12 protein-coding genes and 1 tRNA gene (1 of these 13 only partly in view) are annotated in these 15,949 nt (G+C 44.5%); 6 read left to right on the top strand and 7 right to left on the bottom strand.

Features of this window, described 5'->3' with window-relative positions; translation table 11 throughout:
* The 5 genes from IQ457_RS10525 to IQ457_RS10545 all read right to left on the bottom strand — a co-directional run.
* Positions 1–45: transfer RNA gene (locus IQ457_RS10525), tRNA-Gln, on the bottom strand (it extends 51 nt beyond the left edge of the window).
* A gap of 187 nt (positions 46–232) precedes the next feature.
* Positions 233–760 carry a hypothetical protein gene (locus tag IQ457_RS10530; protein WP_200663124.1) on the bottom strand — a complete coding sequence of 176 codons (528 nt, stop codon included), beginning with the start codon at positions 758–760 and terminating at the stop codon, positions 233–235.
* A 40-nt stretch (positions 761–800) separates the two neighbouring features.
* Positions 801–1,766, bottom strand: a complete 966-nt coding sequence (ispE, locus tag IQ457_RS10535) for a 4-(cytidine 5'-diphospho)-2-C-methyl-D-erythritol kinase (protein ID WP_200663125.1) — start codon at positions 1,764–1,766, stop codon at positions 801–803.
* 61 nt (positions 1,767–1,827) lie between these two features.
* Positions 1,828–2,463: a lipoprotein insertase outer membrane protein LolB gene (lolB, locus tag IQ457_RS10540; protein ID WP_200663126.1), complete on the bottom strand. Its 636-nt coding sequence runs from the start codon at positions 2,461–2,463 to the stop codon at positions 1,828–1,830.
* A gap of 227 nt (positions 2,464–2,690) precedes the next feature.
* Positions 2,691–4,613 (bottom strand): tetratricopeptide repeat protein, encoded by a 1,923-nt coding sequence (locus tag IQ457_RS10545; RefSeq protein WP_200663127.1) that lies wholly within the window; start codon positions 4,611–4,613, stop codon positions 2,691–2,693.
* Between the two features lie 579 nt (positions 4,614–5,192).
* Between IQ457_RS10545 and hemA the strand changes: the two genes are divergently transcribed.
* The 4 genes from hemA to IQ457_RS10565 all read left to right on the top strand — a co-directional run bounded on the left by hemA (position 5,193) and on the right by IQ457_RS10565 (position 9,395).
* Positions 5,193–6,575 carry a glutamyl-tRNA reductase gene (gene hemA, locus IQ457_RS10550; RefSeq protein ID WP_200663128.1) on the top strand — a complete coding sequence of 461 codons (1,383 nt, stop codon included), beginning with the start codon at positions 5,193–5,195 and terminating at the stop codon, positions 6,573–6,575.
* A gap of 607 nt (positions 6,576–7,182) precedes the next feature.
* Entirely contained in the window at positions 7,183–8,325 is a 1,143-nt protein-coding gene (locus IQ457_RS10555) for an aminotransferase class V-fold PLP-dependent enzyme (protein WP_200663129.1), read from the top strand.
* A gap of 147 nt (positions 8,326–8,472) precedes the next feature.
* Complete coding sequence (locus IQ457_RS10560; protein WP_200663130.1) at positions 8,473–8,910, top strand: YeeE/YedE family protein; 438 nt, start codon at positions 8,473–8,475, stop codon at positions 8,908–8,910.
* 65 nt (positions 8,911–8,975) lie between these two features.
* Positions 8,976–9,395, top strand: coding sequence for a DUF6691 family protein (locus tag IQ457_RS10565; protein WP_200663131.1), 420 nt, complete (start codon positions 8,976–8,978; stop codon positions 9,393–9,395).
* A gap of 258 nt (positions 9,396–9,653) precedes the next feature.
* On the opposite strand, the gene IQ457_RS10570 is transcribed toward IQ457_RS10565, so the two are convergent.
* Positions 9,654–11,318 carry an AMP-binding protein gene (locus tag IQ457_RS10570; RefSeq protein WP_200663132.1) on the bottom strand — a complete coding sequence of 555 codons (1,665 nt, stop codon included), beginning with the start codon at positions 11,316–11,318 and terminating at the stop codon, positions 9,654–9,656.
* A gap of 380 nt (positions 11,319–11,698) precedes the next feature.
* Between IQ457_RS10570 and IQ457_RS10575 the strand changes: the two genes are divergently transcribed.
* Positions 11,699–13,834 carry an NADPH-dependent 2,4-dienoyl-CoA reductase gene (locus IQ457_RS10575; protein WP_200663133.1) on the top strand — a complete coding sequence of 712 codons (2,136 nt, stop codon included), beginning with the start codon at positions 11,699–11,701 and terminating at the stop codon, positions 13,832–13,834.
* A gap of 113 nt (positions 13,835–13,947) precedes the next feature.
* Here the strand turns inward: IQ457_RS10575 and IQ457_RS10580 are convergent, their stop codons facing one another.
* The gene (locus IQ457_RS10580; RefSeq protein WP_102077282.1) at positions 13,948–14,703 is read right to left on the bottom strand and encodes a lysozyme inhibitor LprI family protein; all 756 of its coding nucleotides are present in this window, start codon (positions 14,701–14,703) and stop codon (positions 13,948–13,950) included.
* A 119-nt stretch (positions 14,704–14,822) separates the two neighbouring features.
* Between IQ457_RS10580 and IQ457_RS10585 the strand changes: the two genes are divergently transcribed.
* Positions 14,823–15,910 (top strand): IS3 family transposase gene (locus IQ457_RS10585; protein WP_200663134.1). Its coding sequence is split into 2 segments (ribosomal slippage): positions 14,823–15,075 and positions 15,075–15,910, totalling 1,089 coding nucleotides; the frame shifts between segments, so codons are not numbered across the junction.
* Positions 15,911–15,949: the final 39 nt, after the last annotated feature.

Here is a 15,949-nt window from a genome sequence, read left to right on the forward strand (position 1 = left end):
TGTCAGGATCAAAACCTGATGCCTTACCAACTTGGCTATACCCCTATTGAGGCGACCTATTATAAATAAATATTTAGATTTTGCAAGTCATTTGCGCCTTTTTATGGCTTTTATTATAAATAGGTCGAAAATAAAACCGATGTTGAGTTAATGAAAATTTATATATGGTCTTTGTACTCATTTTATTTATACGCTATAAGTAGGGTTTGGCCTCAGTTTTAGCTTGTATAGGCTAATTATTTGGTAAATCTGTAGCGTCCATAAACTGTGAACCCAAAAATACGATATATCTATTTTCCAAGCATTTAGGGTTGGCTTGTTGCTCGAAATTATATTCGTAACTAGGGTCGTATTTCCCGCCGCTTAAGGGTCCGTTAGTAAATAGCTCAGTGTTCAAAGGTATATCAACGCCATTGGCGGTCAGAGTCTGGGTCTCCTCATTCCAAGTGGTTATGCCATGAGGAAGCACAGGAACGTTAAGCCTATCATCGTTTTGGATAAGCAAACAGCCGTCTTTCATAACCAAAATGCCGCCCATAGCTGGTTCTATTTCCGCCCCATGTTTATATGGATAAGTAAAAAACTGGGCATAGGGCTTATTCTTAAAATCGTTAATACTGCTATCACTGGCCATATTATCGATAGATACTTTTGGCACAGGTAACGTGACGTTTTGAGTATTAGAATTGTTGGTGCAGGCTGTCATGGCTATTGAAAGGGCCAAAATACTTATTGATAACGTAAAAGAATTGCCTTTCATGATAAATAACCTTTAAGTGAAGAAAATCATATTATTAATTCTATTTAACTTGTAGATTCCCCACTACGTACGCCGCACAAGGCGCATTGTTAACCCACTTTGCCAACAGCGTTTTATCATCAATAATACTCGCATCCAATGGCAAGAACACGGCGCTACCAGAGCCGGTCATACGAGCTGTGCTGAGTGCTTGCATCTCTAAGCCTTGCAAATACCGTAATGCCGCATCGACAGCCGGAGCGAGACTGCTGACGACAGGCGTAAACACATTTTGATAGGGTGAGTTTAAACGTTGCACATAGTCATTGGTCTGGCTTTTGATAATGTCAATGGATAGGGCGTCGATATCTCGTTGTAGCTTTGGATGGGCGAACAGCTTAGCCGTGTTCACATGGGCGTTTGGGGTTAAGACTAAGTACTCTTGATCGGACAAATCAATGGCGGTCAGCTCCTCGCCAATACCCATGGCAATCGCATCTTGCCCAAAGATAAATATCGGCACATCGGCGCCAATAGTAGCGGCGATTTTCATCAGCTCATTTTTAGTAATGTTAAGCTGCCAAATCTCATTTAAGACTAATAAGGTCGTTGCGGCATTGGATGAGCCACCGCCCAAGCCTGCACCCATTGGTAAATGCTTATCCAAGGTGATTTGCACTGATTGCAGCTGCTTAGGTAGTCTGTCAGCTTGAAGAGCAAATGCTAGTAACGCTTGGGCGGCTTTAAAAATCAGATTGTCATCGATACTACTGGTTATGGTGTCGGCACCAGCAAGCGTTAGCAGCTGATGACAAAGCTTAGTAGCGTCGAAGGTTTTATCTATAATAGAAAATACTGCATCGTCTACAAACGTAAAATGCAGATAATCGCCCCAGTCAAGCAGGCGAAAGACAGTTTGCAGATTATGATAGCCATCAGCGCGCTTACCGGTGACATGCAAAAATAAATTAATCTTGGCCGGTGACAAGCGCGTGATAACTGATGTTGCGGTGGTGCGTTCAGTCATAAATAAATGTCTTTATGAGTTGTAAGTAAAGATAGTGTTTTCTACTGTCTACATAAGGCCATTATTTTTGATGGTCGATGGTCATCACTACTTTATTGCCTTGTGACTGTACGGCACTGATTTTATTTGGCAATTTGTCGTTGCCTTTATAACTAAAGTTCGCTTGCCATTCACCATTGACCGAGCTAATCAAACGGTTTTGGTCATCAAGCTGTGGGGCGCTGTCTGAAGGCGCGGGGCGACCCGATATCCAATACGGCATTTGTGAAATCGGCGCCTGCCAGCCTGTGGCTTTTTTGAGCAAGGTTTCAGGGTCAGCAGCGGTTAACGTGCCGGTTTTTTCACTGACTAAAGTCGCCGACTGACCATTATATTCGATATTGGTTTTGCCAATGCCAAGCGCACCAATCAATTCGATAGCAAAACGGTCATTTTGTTGTCCCCATGCATAAAACGCACTGCCGCCTTGGTTTCCTGAATTGTCCTTACTAGGTGTGGTAACGCCGATTTTGCCCGTGATATTAAAGTTCTCAAGCTTTTTAGGTTGTTCAGGTTTCTGACCTTGTACCGTGCCGATAGGCTGGTTGGTAGCATTAGCGGTTTTTAATGATTGGCAACCAGATGTGATAACGAGCGCGGCGGTTAAAGCGCTAAATAGCGCCAGTTTATTCGGCTGATTTTTTTTTAATACTGACATGATATATCCTCAAAAATAGACAAGTTTTAAAAGTAACAAGTTTTAAAAGTAATAGATTTTTTAAAAGATTAAATAAAACAATAAACGCTTAGCTTAAGCATGATTTGTTACGCGCTGATGCATGGCTGTTCATTTCTTATAACTGGCTTGTAGTTTTTATCGCAAACGTTTTTATTTTTAATCGTATTTTATGATGAGTATTCAATAAGCTTTGAGCAAAAAGCTGCTTAATAAAGCTGTATACGGTCATTGACGTTGCGCTGCCCAAATGAAAAACGCTCTTGTAACTCAGCAAGCAACGCCTCAACTTTTTCATTATCGCCTAGCCCTTGATAAGCGCGCAGCAGTAGCGTGCCTGAACGTAGGGTTGGAAAAACGTCGTACGGGGTTTGTAGATAATCGATGACTTGTTGATAATCTTCGTTCGCTAAAGCATTGGCGGCGAGTACGTTTAACGCTTGCAAATGCAGCTCATTGTCATAGCGCGGGTCATCATAACGGATTTGAATGATAGCCGTTGCTAGCGCCAAACCTTGCTTGGAGCTGCGTTCATTGGCGAGCAATAACTGCGCATAGCTAAGCTGATAAGCAAGGTTGGTTGGGTCGAGCGTTTGCAAATGGTTCAATAAGGTACGTTTGACGATATAATCGTCTTTGTCGTCAAGCAGCTGGGCGCGGGCAAATAGCAGCATCTCATTATTAGGATATTTGCGGCTGGCGCGCGTTAATAACCGTAGCGCTTCCTCGGGCTCATTTTGCTGCCATAAGATATCCGCTTGCATGACAAAGCTGTCAGGCGCGAAGATGCTAAAGTCTTTACGCAGCTTCTCTAAAGTGGCAATGGCGCCATCGACGTCATCGTTTAGCAGCTCAAACGACACCACTTTTCGCCGCGCTTCTAACACCAAGTCCTCTTGCATCACACCATTGAGATAGTGTTTTGCTTGCTCAAAGCGCTGCTGGCGCTCGGCACTGATGCCAAGGTAGTAATAGGCTTGGTCAAGATAAGCCGGATTTTTAGCCAAGATATTCAGCAGCTGATCGGCGCTGGCGTATTCTTCAACGTCCAAGCTCACCAGCGCGGCGAGCAAAGTGATTTCGTCATCATCAGCAAAGCGCCCGTGTGCATCGAGTAATAGCTGCCAAGCCTGCTCGCTTTGCCGCAAATCGAGTAAATAACGAATCTCATATAAGTATAAGCTCTTGCTATCAGGATTACGTAGACGCGCTTGGTTAATATAATCAAGCACGGCTGCTGATGGCTTGGTCTTGCGTAAGATGTCGGCTTTTAAAGTGATAAAAGGCACATAATCTGGCTGACGCGCAAGGGCGCGATCGATATGGACAATAGCAACCTCAGGCTCATCAAATTGATACAGTAAACCAGCCTTTAATACCGAAAGCGAAGCGTTTTGCTCGCTATCGATAGGTTGCAAAGCGGCAAGTAACTCGCGTTTGTCTTCATCAGTATTGGGATAAATGCCAATCAGGATTTCGCTCAGATCGGCTCGCGGGTCATAGCTTAAAATGCGATTTAGAGTGGCGCCCGCCAGTTCATAGTCGTGCGCGCGCAGGGCCAAATGCGCCACATAGAACCAAGCGGGCACGTGGTCGGGGTTTTGGTCTTGCCAAGTTTTGGCAAAGCGCAATGAATCCTCAACGCTTTCATTACGTAAAGACAAGCTTAGGGCGCGCTCAAATACCGCAGTTGCATCTTGTTTAAAAGATTGCTGCTTATAAATAGTTAGCGCGCGCTTATTATTATCGCGATCTGCGGCAAACTCGGCATCCAACAGCGCGTATAAACTTGGCTCACCAAGCTCAGATTGTGCTGGGCTAAATGCTACTAGATTGCTTACAGAAGTATCGTTTTCTGCTAGCTGAGACTGCTCAGTAGACGGTAGTTGAGAAGGTATTTCATGAGCAGTATGACTAATGATATCGCTTTTCTTGGCTGGTGAAGTTGTAGGCGAATTGGCCAAATCAGTGTTTAATATGGGAGCGGTCAACGCCGGGCTGACATACTTGGCGTGGGCGGGTAATCCTAGGCATAGACAAATGGCCAACGACAAGGTTAGCTTATAACGCTGGCATAGGCGCTCTATGGTGGCTTGCAATAAGGCGTGGAGGCGAGATTGATCATTATACATAGGTTGCAGTCTAAAGGATGACCCAAAAAATCTAGCGAGCAATATTTCCCCATTAGTCCACTTGCATTCTAACAGGAGGATTTTATTGTCATTATTTTAAATAAGTATTCGTCATTACCATTATAAGAGCAGATGAAAGCGATAAACAATAGCGCCTATGTTACTCAAATACTAACAATATTTAGGCAATTAAGTCATGACAATAAATGACCCTAAGTAACATCGAATAACTTCTGATAGGTTAAACGCCTGCTAGTAAACCAGCGCTGATAAGTTAGACAAATAACACTGGCATTTATTTTAAAGCCTGGTAGCAGTTGATTTATCGTCGTCATGCCCAGATACAGACAAATACCATCGCCCAGCGCTGCTTGTTAAATAAAGCCAGCAATAATGATATAATAGGCGCTTTTTAGACGTTTATATTGATAATGATTTATTAAAGACGTTTTTTCACAGCCAGTTTAGCAAGCGCTGTCTGTGAAAAACTGTTTTTTAGCACTGCTGATTGAATAGGTTTTTTCACATTCTAAAAGCGTTTGGCTGGCAGGTAAACGTTATATTTATGGTCTATCAATAATGAGATTAGTGGTCATTGGGGTCAATCACAAAACCGCACCAGTCGCTCTGCGAGAGCGCTTGGCGCTTGTCGGTGACGATGTGAATATTGCCCTTCAGCAGCTAGAGCGCTTCACCGATGGTAGCGTGATTGTCTCGACGTGCAACCGTACTGAGATTTATGCACTCGTCCCACAAGTCTCAGCATCGTCAGAGTCAGGCGCGGCTTTAGCAGCGCAGCAAACTGCTGTCACCAACCATAACGCTGTCAGTGCGCAGCCTTCTACCGCGGCAATTAGCGCTCATATCTTAAAAATTAAAGCGTGGCTGGCGGATTTTAAACAGTTACCTTTGGAAGAGATTGACCCTTATCTTTATGTGCACCGTGATACCCATGCGCTGACTCATTGGCTGCGAGTGGCTGCTGGTCTTGACTCGATGATATTGGGTGAGCCGCAGATACTCGGTCAAATCAAACGTTCTGTGCATTTGGCGCAAGACCAAAAGGCGCTCAGCAATCAGCTCGGCTGGATTGTCGATCAAGTATTTGCCGCTGCCAAACGCGTGCGTAACGAAACCAAAGTCGGCGCTCAAGCGGTATCGCTGAGCTATGCTGCCGCCAAACTGGTGACGCAGATATTTGACGATTTGCCCAGTCGCACGCTGTTGGTGGTCGCCGCTGGTGAGATGAATCGCTTGGTGGCAACCCATATCGCTGGGCTTGGGGTCGGGCGAGTCATTATTTGTAACCGCAATCCTGAGCGCGCCGAAGCGTTGGCCGCCGAATTGCGTCGACCCGAGCGTACGGTAGAAGTGAAATCGCTGCAAGAGTTGCCGCAAGTATTGGCAGAAGCCGATATCGTTAGTAGCTGTAGCGGCAGTATGGATATATTGATTGATAAGACCATGACCTTGCGCGCGCTTAAAAGTCGGCGCTATCAGCCGATGCTGATGATCGACTTGGCGGTGCCGCGCGATATCGACTCGACCATTAGCCGTATCGACGATGTGTATTTGTATTCTGTTGATGACTTGCAACACGTGATTGCTGGTAATATTGAGCAGCGCCGGCAAGCAGCGGTCGATGCTGAGCTGCTGGTCAGTCAGTTGGTGGTCGAGATGGATCGGCGCTTTCAAGTGCGCCAAGTTGGTAAAGAGATTCAACAATATCGCGCGCGCACCCATGACCAAGTCGATAAGCTGCTGCATGAATCCATTGCTAAGCTGCAACAAGATAACGCCAGCCCTGAAGCTATTATCACTGAGCTATCGCGGCGTTTAACCCAGACGCTGACCCATGCGCCCTCGAAGTTGATGCGCAAAGCGGCACGCGAAGGTGACAATGAATTGCTAGATTTTGTGGTCTCGGGATTACAAGACGCGCATCGTGGTCGTCGTCAGTAATCATTACTCCTTTTAATTCACTAATTGTTTTTCTTACTATTTCTCTTAAAACCGTTTCTTTTAAAACTCTTCCTTTTGAAACGGTTTCTCTTCAAAAATCATAAATTAGCTAAGCTTTCAACTTATGCAAGCTGAGCGTTGTCAACCTGCATTATCAGTGCTAATATCAAGTTGTTATGAGTGTATTAAGTGGCGATAATTTTTGGTTATGTGGCAGCGGTTATTTCTAATAATCCTTTAACTAATTGATTTTGGCTTTTTTTTCAAAGTCTAATTTTATCAATTGCCTCTTAATATCTTCTCATTTCATTAATTCTCAGTATTGATGTTTCAATAGGCTGTCATTCACGGTTTGATAATGGCGCGCCTATCGTCTGTAGTACTGTTTAGAATAGTAGTACTGTTTAAAATAAAAATAAAGCGCACACGACATACTCGTCAACGGCAATAGCGCTAGGATAAAGCGCTATATCGTCAACCCTGCGTCATACTCTCGATGATTACTCGATATGAGTGCCCGATAAATACTATCTATCATAGTATTTGGCTCGTTATCACTAAAATTTGCCAATACCTATATTGCTTAACTATAAACTAGGAGCGTCCTATGACTGCATTACGTCAAGATACTGATCCAAACGGCTTATTAGAATACTCGGTGGTCTATACTGACCGCGCCTTAAACCACATGTCAAAAGTCTTTCAGCAAGTAATGAATGACTTATCTAGCAACTTAAAGTCAGTCTATAACGCTGATGCGGTGGCGATTGTACCGGGCTCTGGCACTTATGGTATGGAAGCCGTGGCACGTCAATTGGCCAATGATGAAGATTGCCTGATTATCCGTAATGGTTGGTTTAGCTATCGTTGGACGCAAATTTTAGACAAGGGCAAAATTGCCAAGTCGTCTACAGTATTGACTGCCAATCGTGAAGAGGGTGAGACGCCAAAGCCGTTTTCTCCAGTTGCTATCGATGAAGCGGTTGCTAAAATCAAAGAAACAAAACCTGCCATCGTTTTTGCCCCTCATGTTGAAACCTCATCAGGCATAATTTTGTCAGAAGACTATATCAAAGCATTGGCCGAGGCTGTTCATAGCGTTGGCGGTCTATTGGTCATTGACTGTATTGCCTCGGGTTGCGTCTGGCTTGATATGAAAGACTTGGGTATTGACGTGCTGATTAGCGCGCCGCAAAAAGGCTGGAGCAGCACGCCGGGCGCAGGTCTGGTGATGCTCAGCGATGCGGCTGTACAAAAAGTAGAGAGCACTGAATCTGATAGCTTTAGCTTAGATTTAAAACAGTGGTTAAATATCATGCGCGCCTATGAAAATGGCGGTCACGCATATTATGCAACCATGCCAACCGATAGCTTACGCCAGTTCCGCGATGCCGTTGATGAAGCTAAGGAAGTCGGCTTTGATAAGCTTTGCGAGGCGCAGTGGGAGCTTGGTAAGCGTATTCGTAAAGTATTGGCGGACAAAGGCATTGAAAGCGTGGCGGCAGAAGGTTTTGAAGCACCGGGTGTTGTCGTTGCTTATACTGACCGTGATGACATGCATAAAGGTAGCGCCTTTGCTGAAGCTGGCATGCAAATCGCCGCTGGTGTCCCGCTACAAGTCGGTGAGCCTGAGAACTTTAAAACTTTCCGCTTAGGTCTATTTGGTCTTGATAAATTGACCGATGTCGACGGAGCGGTACAACGTTTTGAAAAAGCGCTTGATGAAGTATTGGCAGAGCAGCCTGCATAATTTTTACTATAAGTTAGGTAACAATACTGAGTTCTGTTAAACAGATCTCAGTATTTTTTTACCTATTTATTATATTTTATTATATAATGTATTTATATAAAACGAATATTAAGTTTGTATTTAATAAAATTGGCTTAGGTAAACATTATGAGTATACAAATAGACTGGTTAGCCTTTACGCCGATATCCTTAATCGGCGGTTTGCTGCTAGGGACATCGACCGTTATCTTATTATTAGGTATTGGCCGTATTGCGGGTATCAGCGGTATCGTGTCAAGCGTACTAAAACCCAAAAATATAGAGATGTGGCAGGTACTGTTTATCGCAGGCCTTATCATCTCGCCTTTACTTTACAGTTTGGTCCGACCTTTGCCTGATATAGAAATCACCACGTCATTACCGCTGTTAATTGGCGCAGGGTTGCTGGTTGGTTTTGGCACGCGTCTCGGTTCAGGCTGTACCAGCGGACATGGTATTTGCGGTAATGCGCGACTGTCACCACGTTCGATGGCGGCGACAGTGACCTTTATGTTGTTTGGTGCCTTGACTGTGTATGTGGGCAGGCATGTTTTAGGCATATTTTAACGCAGGTATAGACGGCACATTATTTATAACAGCTTGAATAAACAGATTAAGTATGGGGCACAATAATGCTAAAAAATATGATTGGATTACTGGCCGGTTTACTATTCGGCTTGGGTCTGCTGATATCAGGGATGACTGACCCTGCTAAAGTACAAGGCTTTTTGGACGTCTTTGGCGCGTGGGATATCTCCTTGGCACTGGTGATGGGCGGCGGTTTAATAGTAGCGATAATCGGTGTGCAATTAGCCAAATGGCAAAAGACCAGCTGGGTGGGCACTTTTATCTTATTGCCAAGTAAGACGGTGATTGTTAAAAAGTTGCTAATCGGCGCGATGATGTTTGGTATCGGTTGGGGACTTGTGGGTATCTGCCCAGGACCGGGTATCGTGCTACTTGGGACAGGACAATGGCAAGCGTATGTCTTTATTCCAGCAATGATAATGGGTATGTTGGTTTATCAATGGCTTGAACCAAAGCTGAATTAGTTGTTTGGCTATAGTCAGTCCTAAATAAAATTAGTACAAGTATGATAACGCACTACTGGTATTCATTTTCCTTGCTGGCTGTGCCTACGCAGACAGAGGCTGCGCAAAATGAATACCAGTAGCTCTGTGTTTATTTTATAGCAGACTGTCTACAAGAATAAGTTTTACGTTCTTAGTTCAAGAAAAAAGGGTCAGCCTAATCATAAGATTGGCCCTGTTTTATGCAAATTGCTCAAAGTGCAAGTTTTTCAAAAGCTATTATTTAGCGCTAGCCGTAACTTTTGGCGTTTCGTGCGCCAATGATTTGGCGGCTTGGCGTAGCTCAAACTTCTGTACTTTACCGGTACTGGTTTTCGGAATTTCAGCAAAGATAATATATTTCGGCACTTTAAATCCAGCCAAATATTGCTCGCAATGCTCCATGACATGATCGCGTTGCAAAGTGCTACCAGCATGAATTTCGATAAAGGCGACGGGCACTTCGCCCCATTTATCATGCGGCGCGGCAACGACCGCACAGCTTTGGATTTCCGGCATTTTATATAAGACGTTTTCGACTTCGATACTAGAGATATTTTCGCCACCTGAGATGATGATGTCTTTAAGCCTATCCATGATTTTGATATAGCCGTCAGGGTATTTGACGCCCAAATCACCGGTACGGAACCAACCATCGGCAAAGGCTTCTTCAGTGGCTTTTCGGCTTTTAAGATAGCCTTTCATCACCATGTTACCGCGCAGTGCCAGCTCGCCCATCTCTTCGCCATCAGCAGCAACGGGTTCAGTGGTCCCTTGTTTAAACAGCTCAAAGCCTGTCATCAAATGCGAGGTCACTCCTTGACGAGATTTTTTCTGCGCACGAGCAGCGACATCAAGCGCATCCCATTCTTCTTGCTCAGCACAAACAGTGACCGGACCATAAACTTCGGTCAAACCATAAACGTGCGAGATATGAAAGCCCATGGCTTCCATAGCAGCGAGCATAGTTTCAGACGGCGGCGCACCAGCGACCCAACCTTTAACCTCATGATTAATGGCTTCTTTATATTCAGCTTTGCCGCCCGCAATCATATTATGGACTACGGGCGCTGAGCAGTAGTGGCTGACTTTATATTTGGCAATTAGCTGCAAAATCAAATCCGCGTCAATTTTACGCAGGCAAACGTTGACGCCCGCGCGCTCAGCAATGGTCCACGGAAAACACCAACCGTTGCAATGAAATAGTGGCAGCGTCCATAAATACATCGGGTGCTTGGGCATATCCCAATCTAAAATATTAGAGACGGCGTTGAGCGTCGCACCGCGATGATGATAGACCACACCTTTAGGTTTGCCCGTGGTACCAGAAGTATAGTTGAGGGCGATTGCATCCCATTCATCGAGCGGTTTTTCCCAATTATCCAAACGGTCTGAGCTGGCAATTAATGCTTCATAACTCATAGTGCCAAAACGCTCGATATCGAGCGCTTTATCTGTCGCATGAATGACGATGAGGTTGGGAAAAGCTTCATCGATAATCTCAGCGTGCTCAGCAAACTCGCTATCTAAAATCAATACTTTGGCTTCAGAATGTTGTAGGCAAAAGGTTAGGGCATTGATATCAAGTCGGGTATTAAGGGTACAAAGCACGCCGCCTGACATTGGCACGCCAAAGGCGCATTCGACCATCGCTGGCGTGTTCGGCATCATCACCGCCACCGTGTCATTTTTATCGATACCCAATTTACGCAGACCATCAGCTAATTGACGACAGCGATCATAAGTCTGTTGCCATGTCTGCGTGAGCTCATTATGCTCTAGGTCGTCGTAGATAATTGCAGTCTTGTCAGGATAGACCTGCGCGCTGCGGATAATAAAATCGATAGGGGTCAGCGGTTGGTGATTGGCAGCGTTTTTGCCAAGACCGGTGTGAAAGTCTGTCATGGGGATAGTCCTTTATCGTATTGCGGGTATTCGATGGTGCAGGGATTTAGCGAAGCGGCTATTATAGAAGCCGTTGTCATAAAAACAATTGTCATAAAAACGGTCGTTATAAAACACGTTAAATATTGACAACGCTCACGCTATTATAGCCAATCGCCCCAAAAATTGGGCGGGTTTTATGAGGTTTGCTTAATAAAAGCCATAAAGTCGAGGTAAACATCTGACTGTCTAGGATTGGTATCAAGATAGTGCTCACTCATCAGTCGCTTGTCCGCGTAGCTGATGATAATAGCGGTGTGTTACGATAGCAGCAACGCTAAATCCCGTGACTTTTCTGTTTTCAGAACGTAGTTTGTTAATTCATTCATAAGGAAAATGATATGACCGCCAGCCGCACTGCCAATACCATTGAGACCGCCAGCACCAACGAACACTACCCGCATTTATTTGAGCCGCTGGATTTGGGCTTTACTACACTTAAAAACCGCATGGTGATGGGCTCGATGCATACGGGGCTTGAAGACCGTTTTTATAATTACGGCAAGCTGGCGGCGTATTTTGCCGAACGTGCCAAAGGCGGCGTGGCGATGATGATTACCGGGGGCATATCGCCCAATCGCGAAGGCTGGTTGCTCCCTGCTGGCGGCACCATGAACACCCGCGCTGACGTCATCAATCATCAACGCGTCACCCGTGCGGCGCATAAATATGACAGCAAAATCATCATGCAAATCTTGCACAGTGGTCGCTATGGTTATCATCCGTTTGCGGTGTCAGCAAGCCCGATTAAATCGCCAATCTCGCCATTTAAACCACGTAAAATGAGCATCAAAAACATCGAGCAAACCGTTAAAGATTATGCGCGCTGTGCCAAATTTGCCAAACAAGCCGGTTATGACGGTGTTGAAATTATGGGCTCTGAAGGCTACTTGCTTAATCAGTTTTTATCGCGTCATGTCAATAAACGTACCGACGAATACGGCGGCGATATTCAAAATCGCATGAAGTTTGCGGTCGATGTGGTCAAAGCAGTTCGCGAAGCAACGGGTGAAGATTTTATTATCCTATTCCGCTTGTCAGTGATCGATTTGGTCAAAGACGGTAACGTTATGGATGAAGTCATCACTGTTGCTAAAGCGCTAGAAGAAGCGGGCGTGACCATTATGAATACTGGAATTGGCTGGCATGAAGCGCGCGTACCGACCATTGTCACTAGCGTACCACGCGCGGCGTTTGTTGATTTCACTGCTGAAATTAAAAAGCATATTAATATTCCAATGATGGCAGCCAACCGTATCAATATGCCAGAGACCGCAGAAGAAATCGTTGCCAGTGGGCAAGCGGATATGATTCAGATGGCGCGTCCGTTCTTAGCCGATCCGCATTGGGTCAACAAAGCTAAAGAAGGTCAAGCCGATCGTATCAATACCTGTATCGCCTGTAACCAAGCCTGTCTTGACCATACTTTTGAAAATAAACGCTCAACCTGTTTGGTCAACCCACAAGCTTGCTACGAGACGGAATTGGTTTATAAGAAGACCAAAAAACCTAAAAAAGTGGCGGTCATCGGTGGCGGTGTCGCGGGCATGTCAGCCGCTCACGTTGCAGCTTTGCGTGGTCATGACGTCACCCTATTTGAAGCAAAAGATATTTTGGGCGGTCAGTTTAACTATGCTAAAGTCATTCCTGGTAAAGAAGAGTTCTTTGAAACCATTCGCTACTATATCAATGAGCTTGAGCACTTAGGCGTTGAGATTAAACTTAATACCAAAGTTGATAAAGCGATGCTCGAGAAGGCCAAGTTCCATCATGTCATTGTCGCAACTGGCGTTGTTCCTAGAAGCCTAAAAGGCAAATTGGAAGGTGCAGATTTACCACAAGTCATTAGCTATGCTGAATTGCTCTCTGGTGAAAAATCCGTTGGTGAAACCGTCGCGGTCATCGGTGCGGGCGGTATCGGCTTTGATGTTAGTGAATATCTAACCGCCAATCATGGTCAGCCATTAGATGAGCTTGGTCCTGAATTGCTAAAAGACCCAAGCTATCGTCCAAAACCGCAGTCAATCAGCGATTGGCGCGAAGAGTGGGGCGTGACGTCTGATACTAACTATCAGGCAGATGGCGGCTTGATTAAACCTGAAGGCATCAAACCTGTACGCCAAGTGTACTTAATGCAGCGTACTAAAGGTCGCTTGGGCAGTGGCCTGAATAAAACCTCAGGCTGGGTACATCGCGCTCATGTCAAATCACACGGCGTCATCCAAGTATCGGGTGCGCAGTACGATAAAATCACCAACGAAGGTATTTGGATCACCAATAATCAAGGTCAAAGCCAGCTGTTACGTGTCGATAGTGTTGTGGTCTGTGCCGGTCAAGAATCAGTGGTTGAACTGATGCCAAACGTTGGTGATGCACCAGACGCACAATACCATCTAATCGGTGGGGCTAAGCTCGCCGCTGAGCTGGATGCTAAACGTGCTATAAGAGATGGTGCTGAGGTTGCGGCAGCGATATAATTGATGATTTAAAGTCGTAGTGTAAGATTCGCAGACGGCAGGGGAGCAATTTCCTGCCGTTTTTTTGTTTCTAGGTTTTAAGCTTTTAGAGTATATTTCTAGTCCAAAGTTATTTACTCTCGCTCTAATATAATTCCGTCAAAATAGCCGCGCACCCCACAACGCCCTGAACTAAATTGATAATCAACGTCTTTTAAGAGTAACTGACTTTTACCTTGATAGAGTGCAGGATACAACCTTAACCTAACTTCTTTATCTTGACTATTATCATGAATCGCCCAGTGGTTCTGTGACCATGTTGCAATACTTTCTTCAATTCCACAGGTGTGTAAGTTATTAAAAACTAAGTCACTTTCAATTACAGAAAGATGAGGTTTATTATCAACCTTATTAATAGATAAAGTATTCGTTGCGTCTTGCAAAGTATTTTTGCGCTGACCATCTAAATTATAGATTGAAATCTGGAAGTTTTTAGAAAATTCTCCAAATGCATTTTTATTAGGCAAATCAGAAGAATCTAAATCATCGTTCCAGTTAGAATCTGTCTTTTCTCCGATATGTTCTTCATACTCACGTTTAAGGCACTTAGTATCTTTACAGGTATTTCGTTGAAAATTTAACCATAATTTTTGATCTATAATCACATTGTTTTTATAGCTTTCGCTGTCTTCTTCGTTAGCTCCATCATTGAGATTAGCTCTATATTTCTTCGCCATTGCGTCATCGAGCTTAGAAAGCTCAGGACTTTGGCAAATAGTTTTTTCTACCCAAGTGCTGGCTTTTTTACAATCAAAACTTGCTGAGTTTGCATGATTAGATAGTAGACAAACACCTAAAGTAGTAATAATAATTACGGTTGATTTTTTCATGTTACTCTCATCGTTTAATGCTTAATTTCGAAAATGGATACCATTGGGTAATCCCCCCAATAAATAAGAACACTTACAAATAGAGATTAACTGCTAAAATACACCAGCAGGAGAATCCTATGAAAAAGACACGCTTTAGCGACAACCAAATCGTCAACATCCTAAAACAAGCCGAACAAGGCGTCCCTATCACCGAGCTATGCCGTGAGCATAACATCAGCCAAAGTACCTTTTACAACTGGCGATCTAAATATGGTGGTATGGACGCCACACTTATCAGCCGTCTTAAAGAGCTTGAAGTTGAAAATGCCCGCTTAAAGAAGATGTACGCTGATGAATGTCTTAAATCCGACATCCTACAGGATGCTATGTCAAAAAAGTGGTAGCGCCCCAAAGGCGCCGGCAGATGGCTTGTCACTATATTGAAGATCGTGGTATTGGTATCCGCAGGGCTTGTAGCATCTTTAACATCAGCGTCACCTGTTATTATCACAAGTCGGTGGCAACAGATGAGAACCAGCAAATAGCGGACTTACTTATCAAACTGACCGATGAGAACAAGAACTGGGGCTTTGGCTTGTGCTTTTTAACCTTGCGTAATGTACTAGGACTGCCGTACAACCATAAGCGGGTATATCGCATCTACTGCGAGCTTGAACTCAACCTTAGAATCAAACCTAAGCGTCGCATTAAACGTGCTAAACCAATACCATTAGCAGTACCTGATAGGATTAACCAAAGCTGGAGCATGGACTTTATGCACGACAGCTTAACTGATGGCCGCGGCTTTAGACTGTTCAATGTCATTGATGATTACAACCGTGAGGCACTCACCGTTGAAGTCGACTTCTCGCTACCGGCGCAAAGGGTCATACGCAGTCTTAATCAGCTTATTGAGTACCGAGGCAAACCTGTGCAGATAAGATGCGATAACGGCCCTGAATACATCAGCAATGCGCTCAAAGACTGGGCTGAGCAGCAAGGTATCATCTTAAGCTATATTGAACCTGGCAATCCACAGCAAAATGCGTATGTAGAGCGCTTTAACAGAACCATGAGATATGATTGGTTAAATCAGGAGCTGTTTGATAATCTAGAGCAGGTACTCGCACAAGCAGAAAACTGGTTATACCATTATAATCATAAGCGCCCAAACATGGGCAATGGCGGTTTTACACCGATACAGAAACTCAATCAGGCAGCTTAATTCTATTTATTAGGTGTCTTAAGTTTGGGAGGGTTACCG

This window comes from Psychrobacter sp. M9-54-1 (genome assembly GCF_016613355.1).
GTDB classification, from domain to species: Bacteria; Pseudomonadota; Gammaproteobacteria; order Pseudomonadales; family Moraxellaceae; genus Psychrobacter; species Psychrobacter faecalis.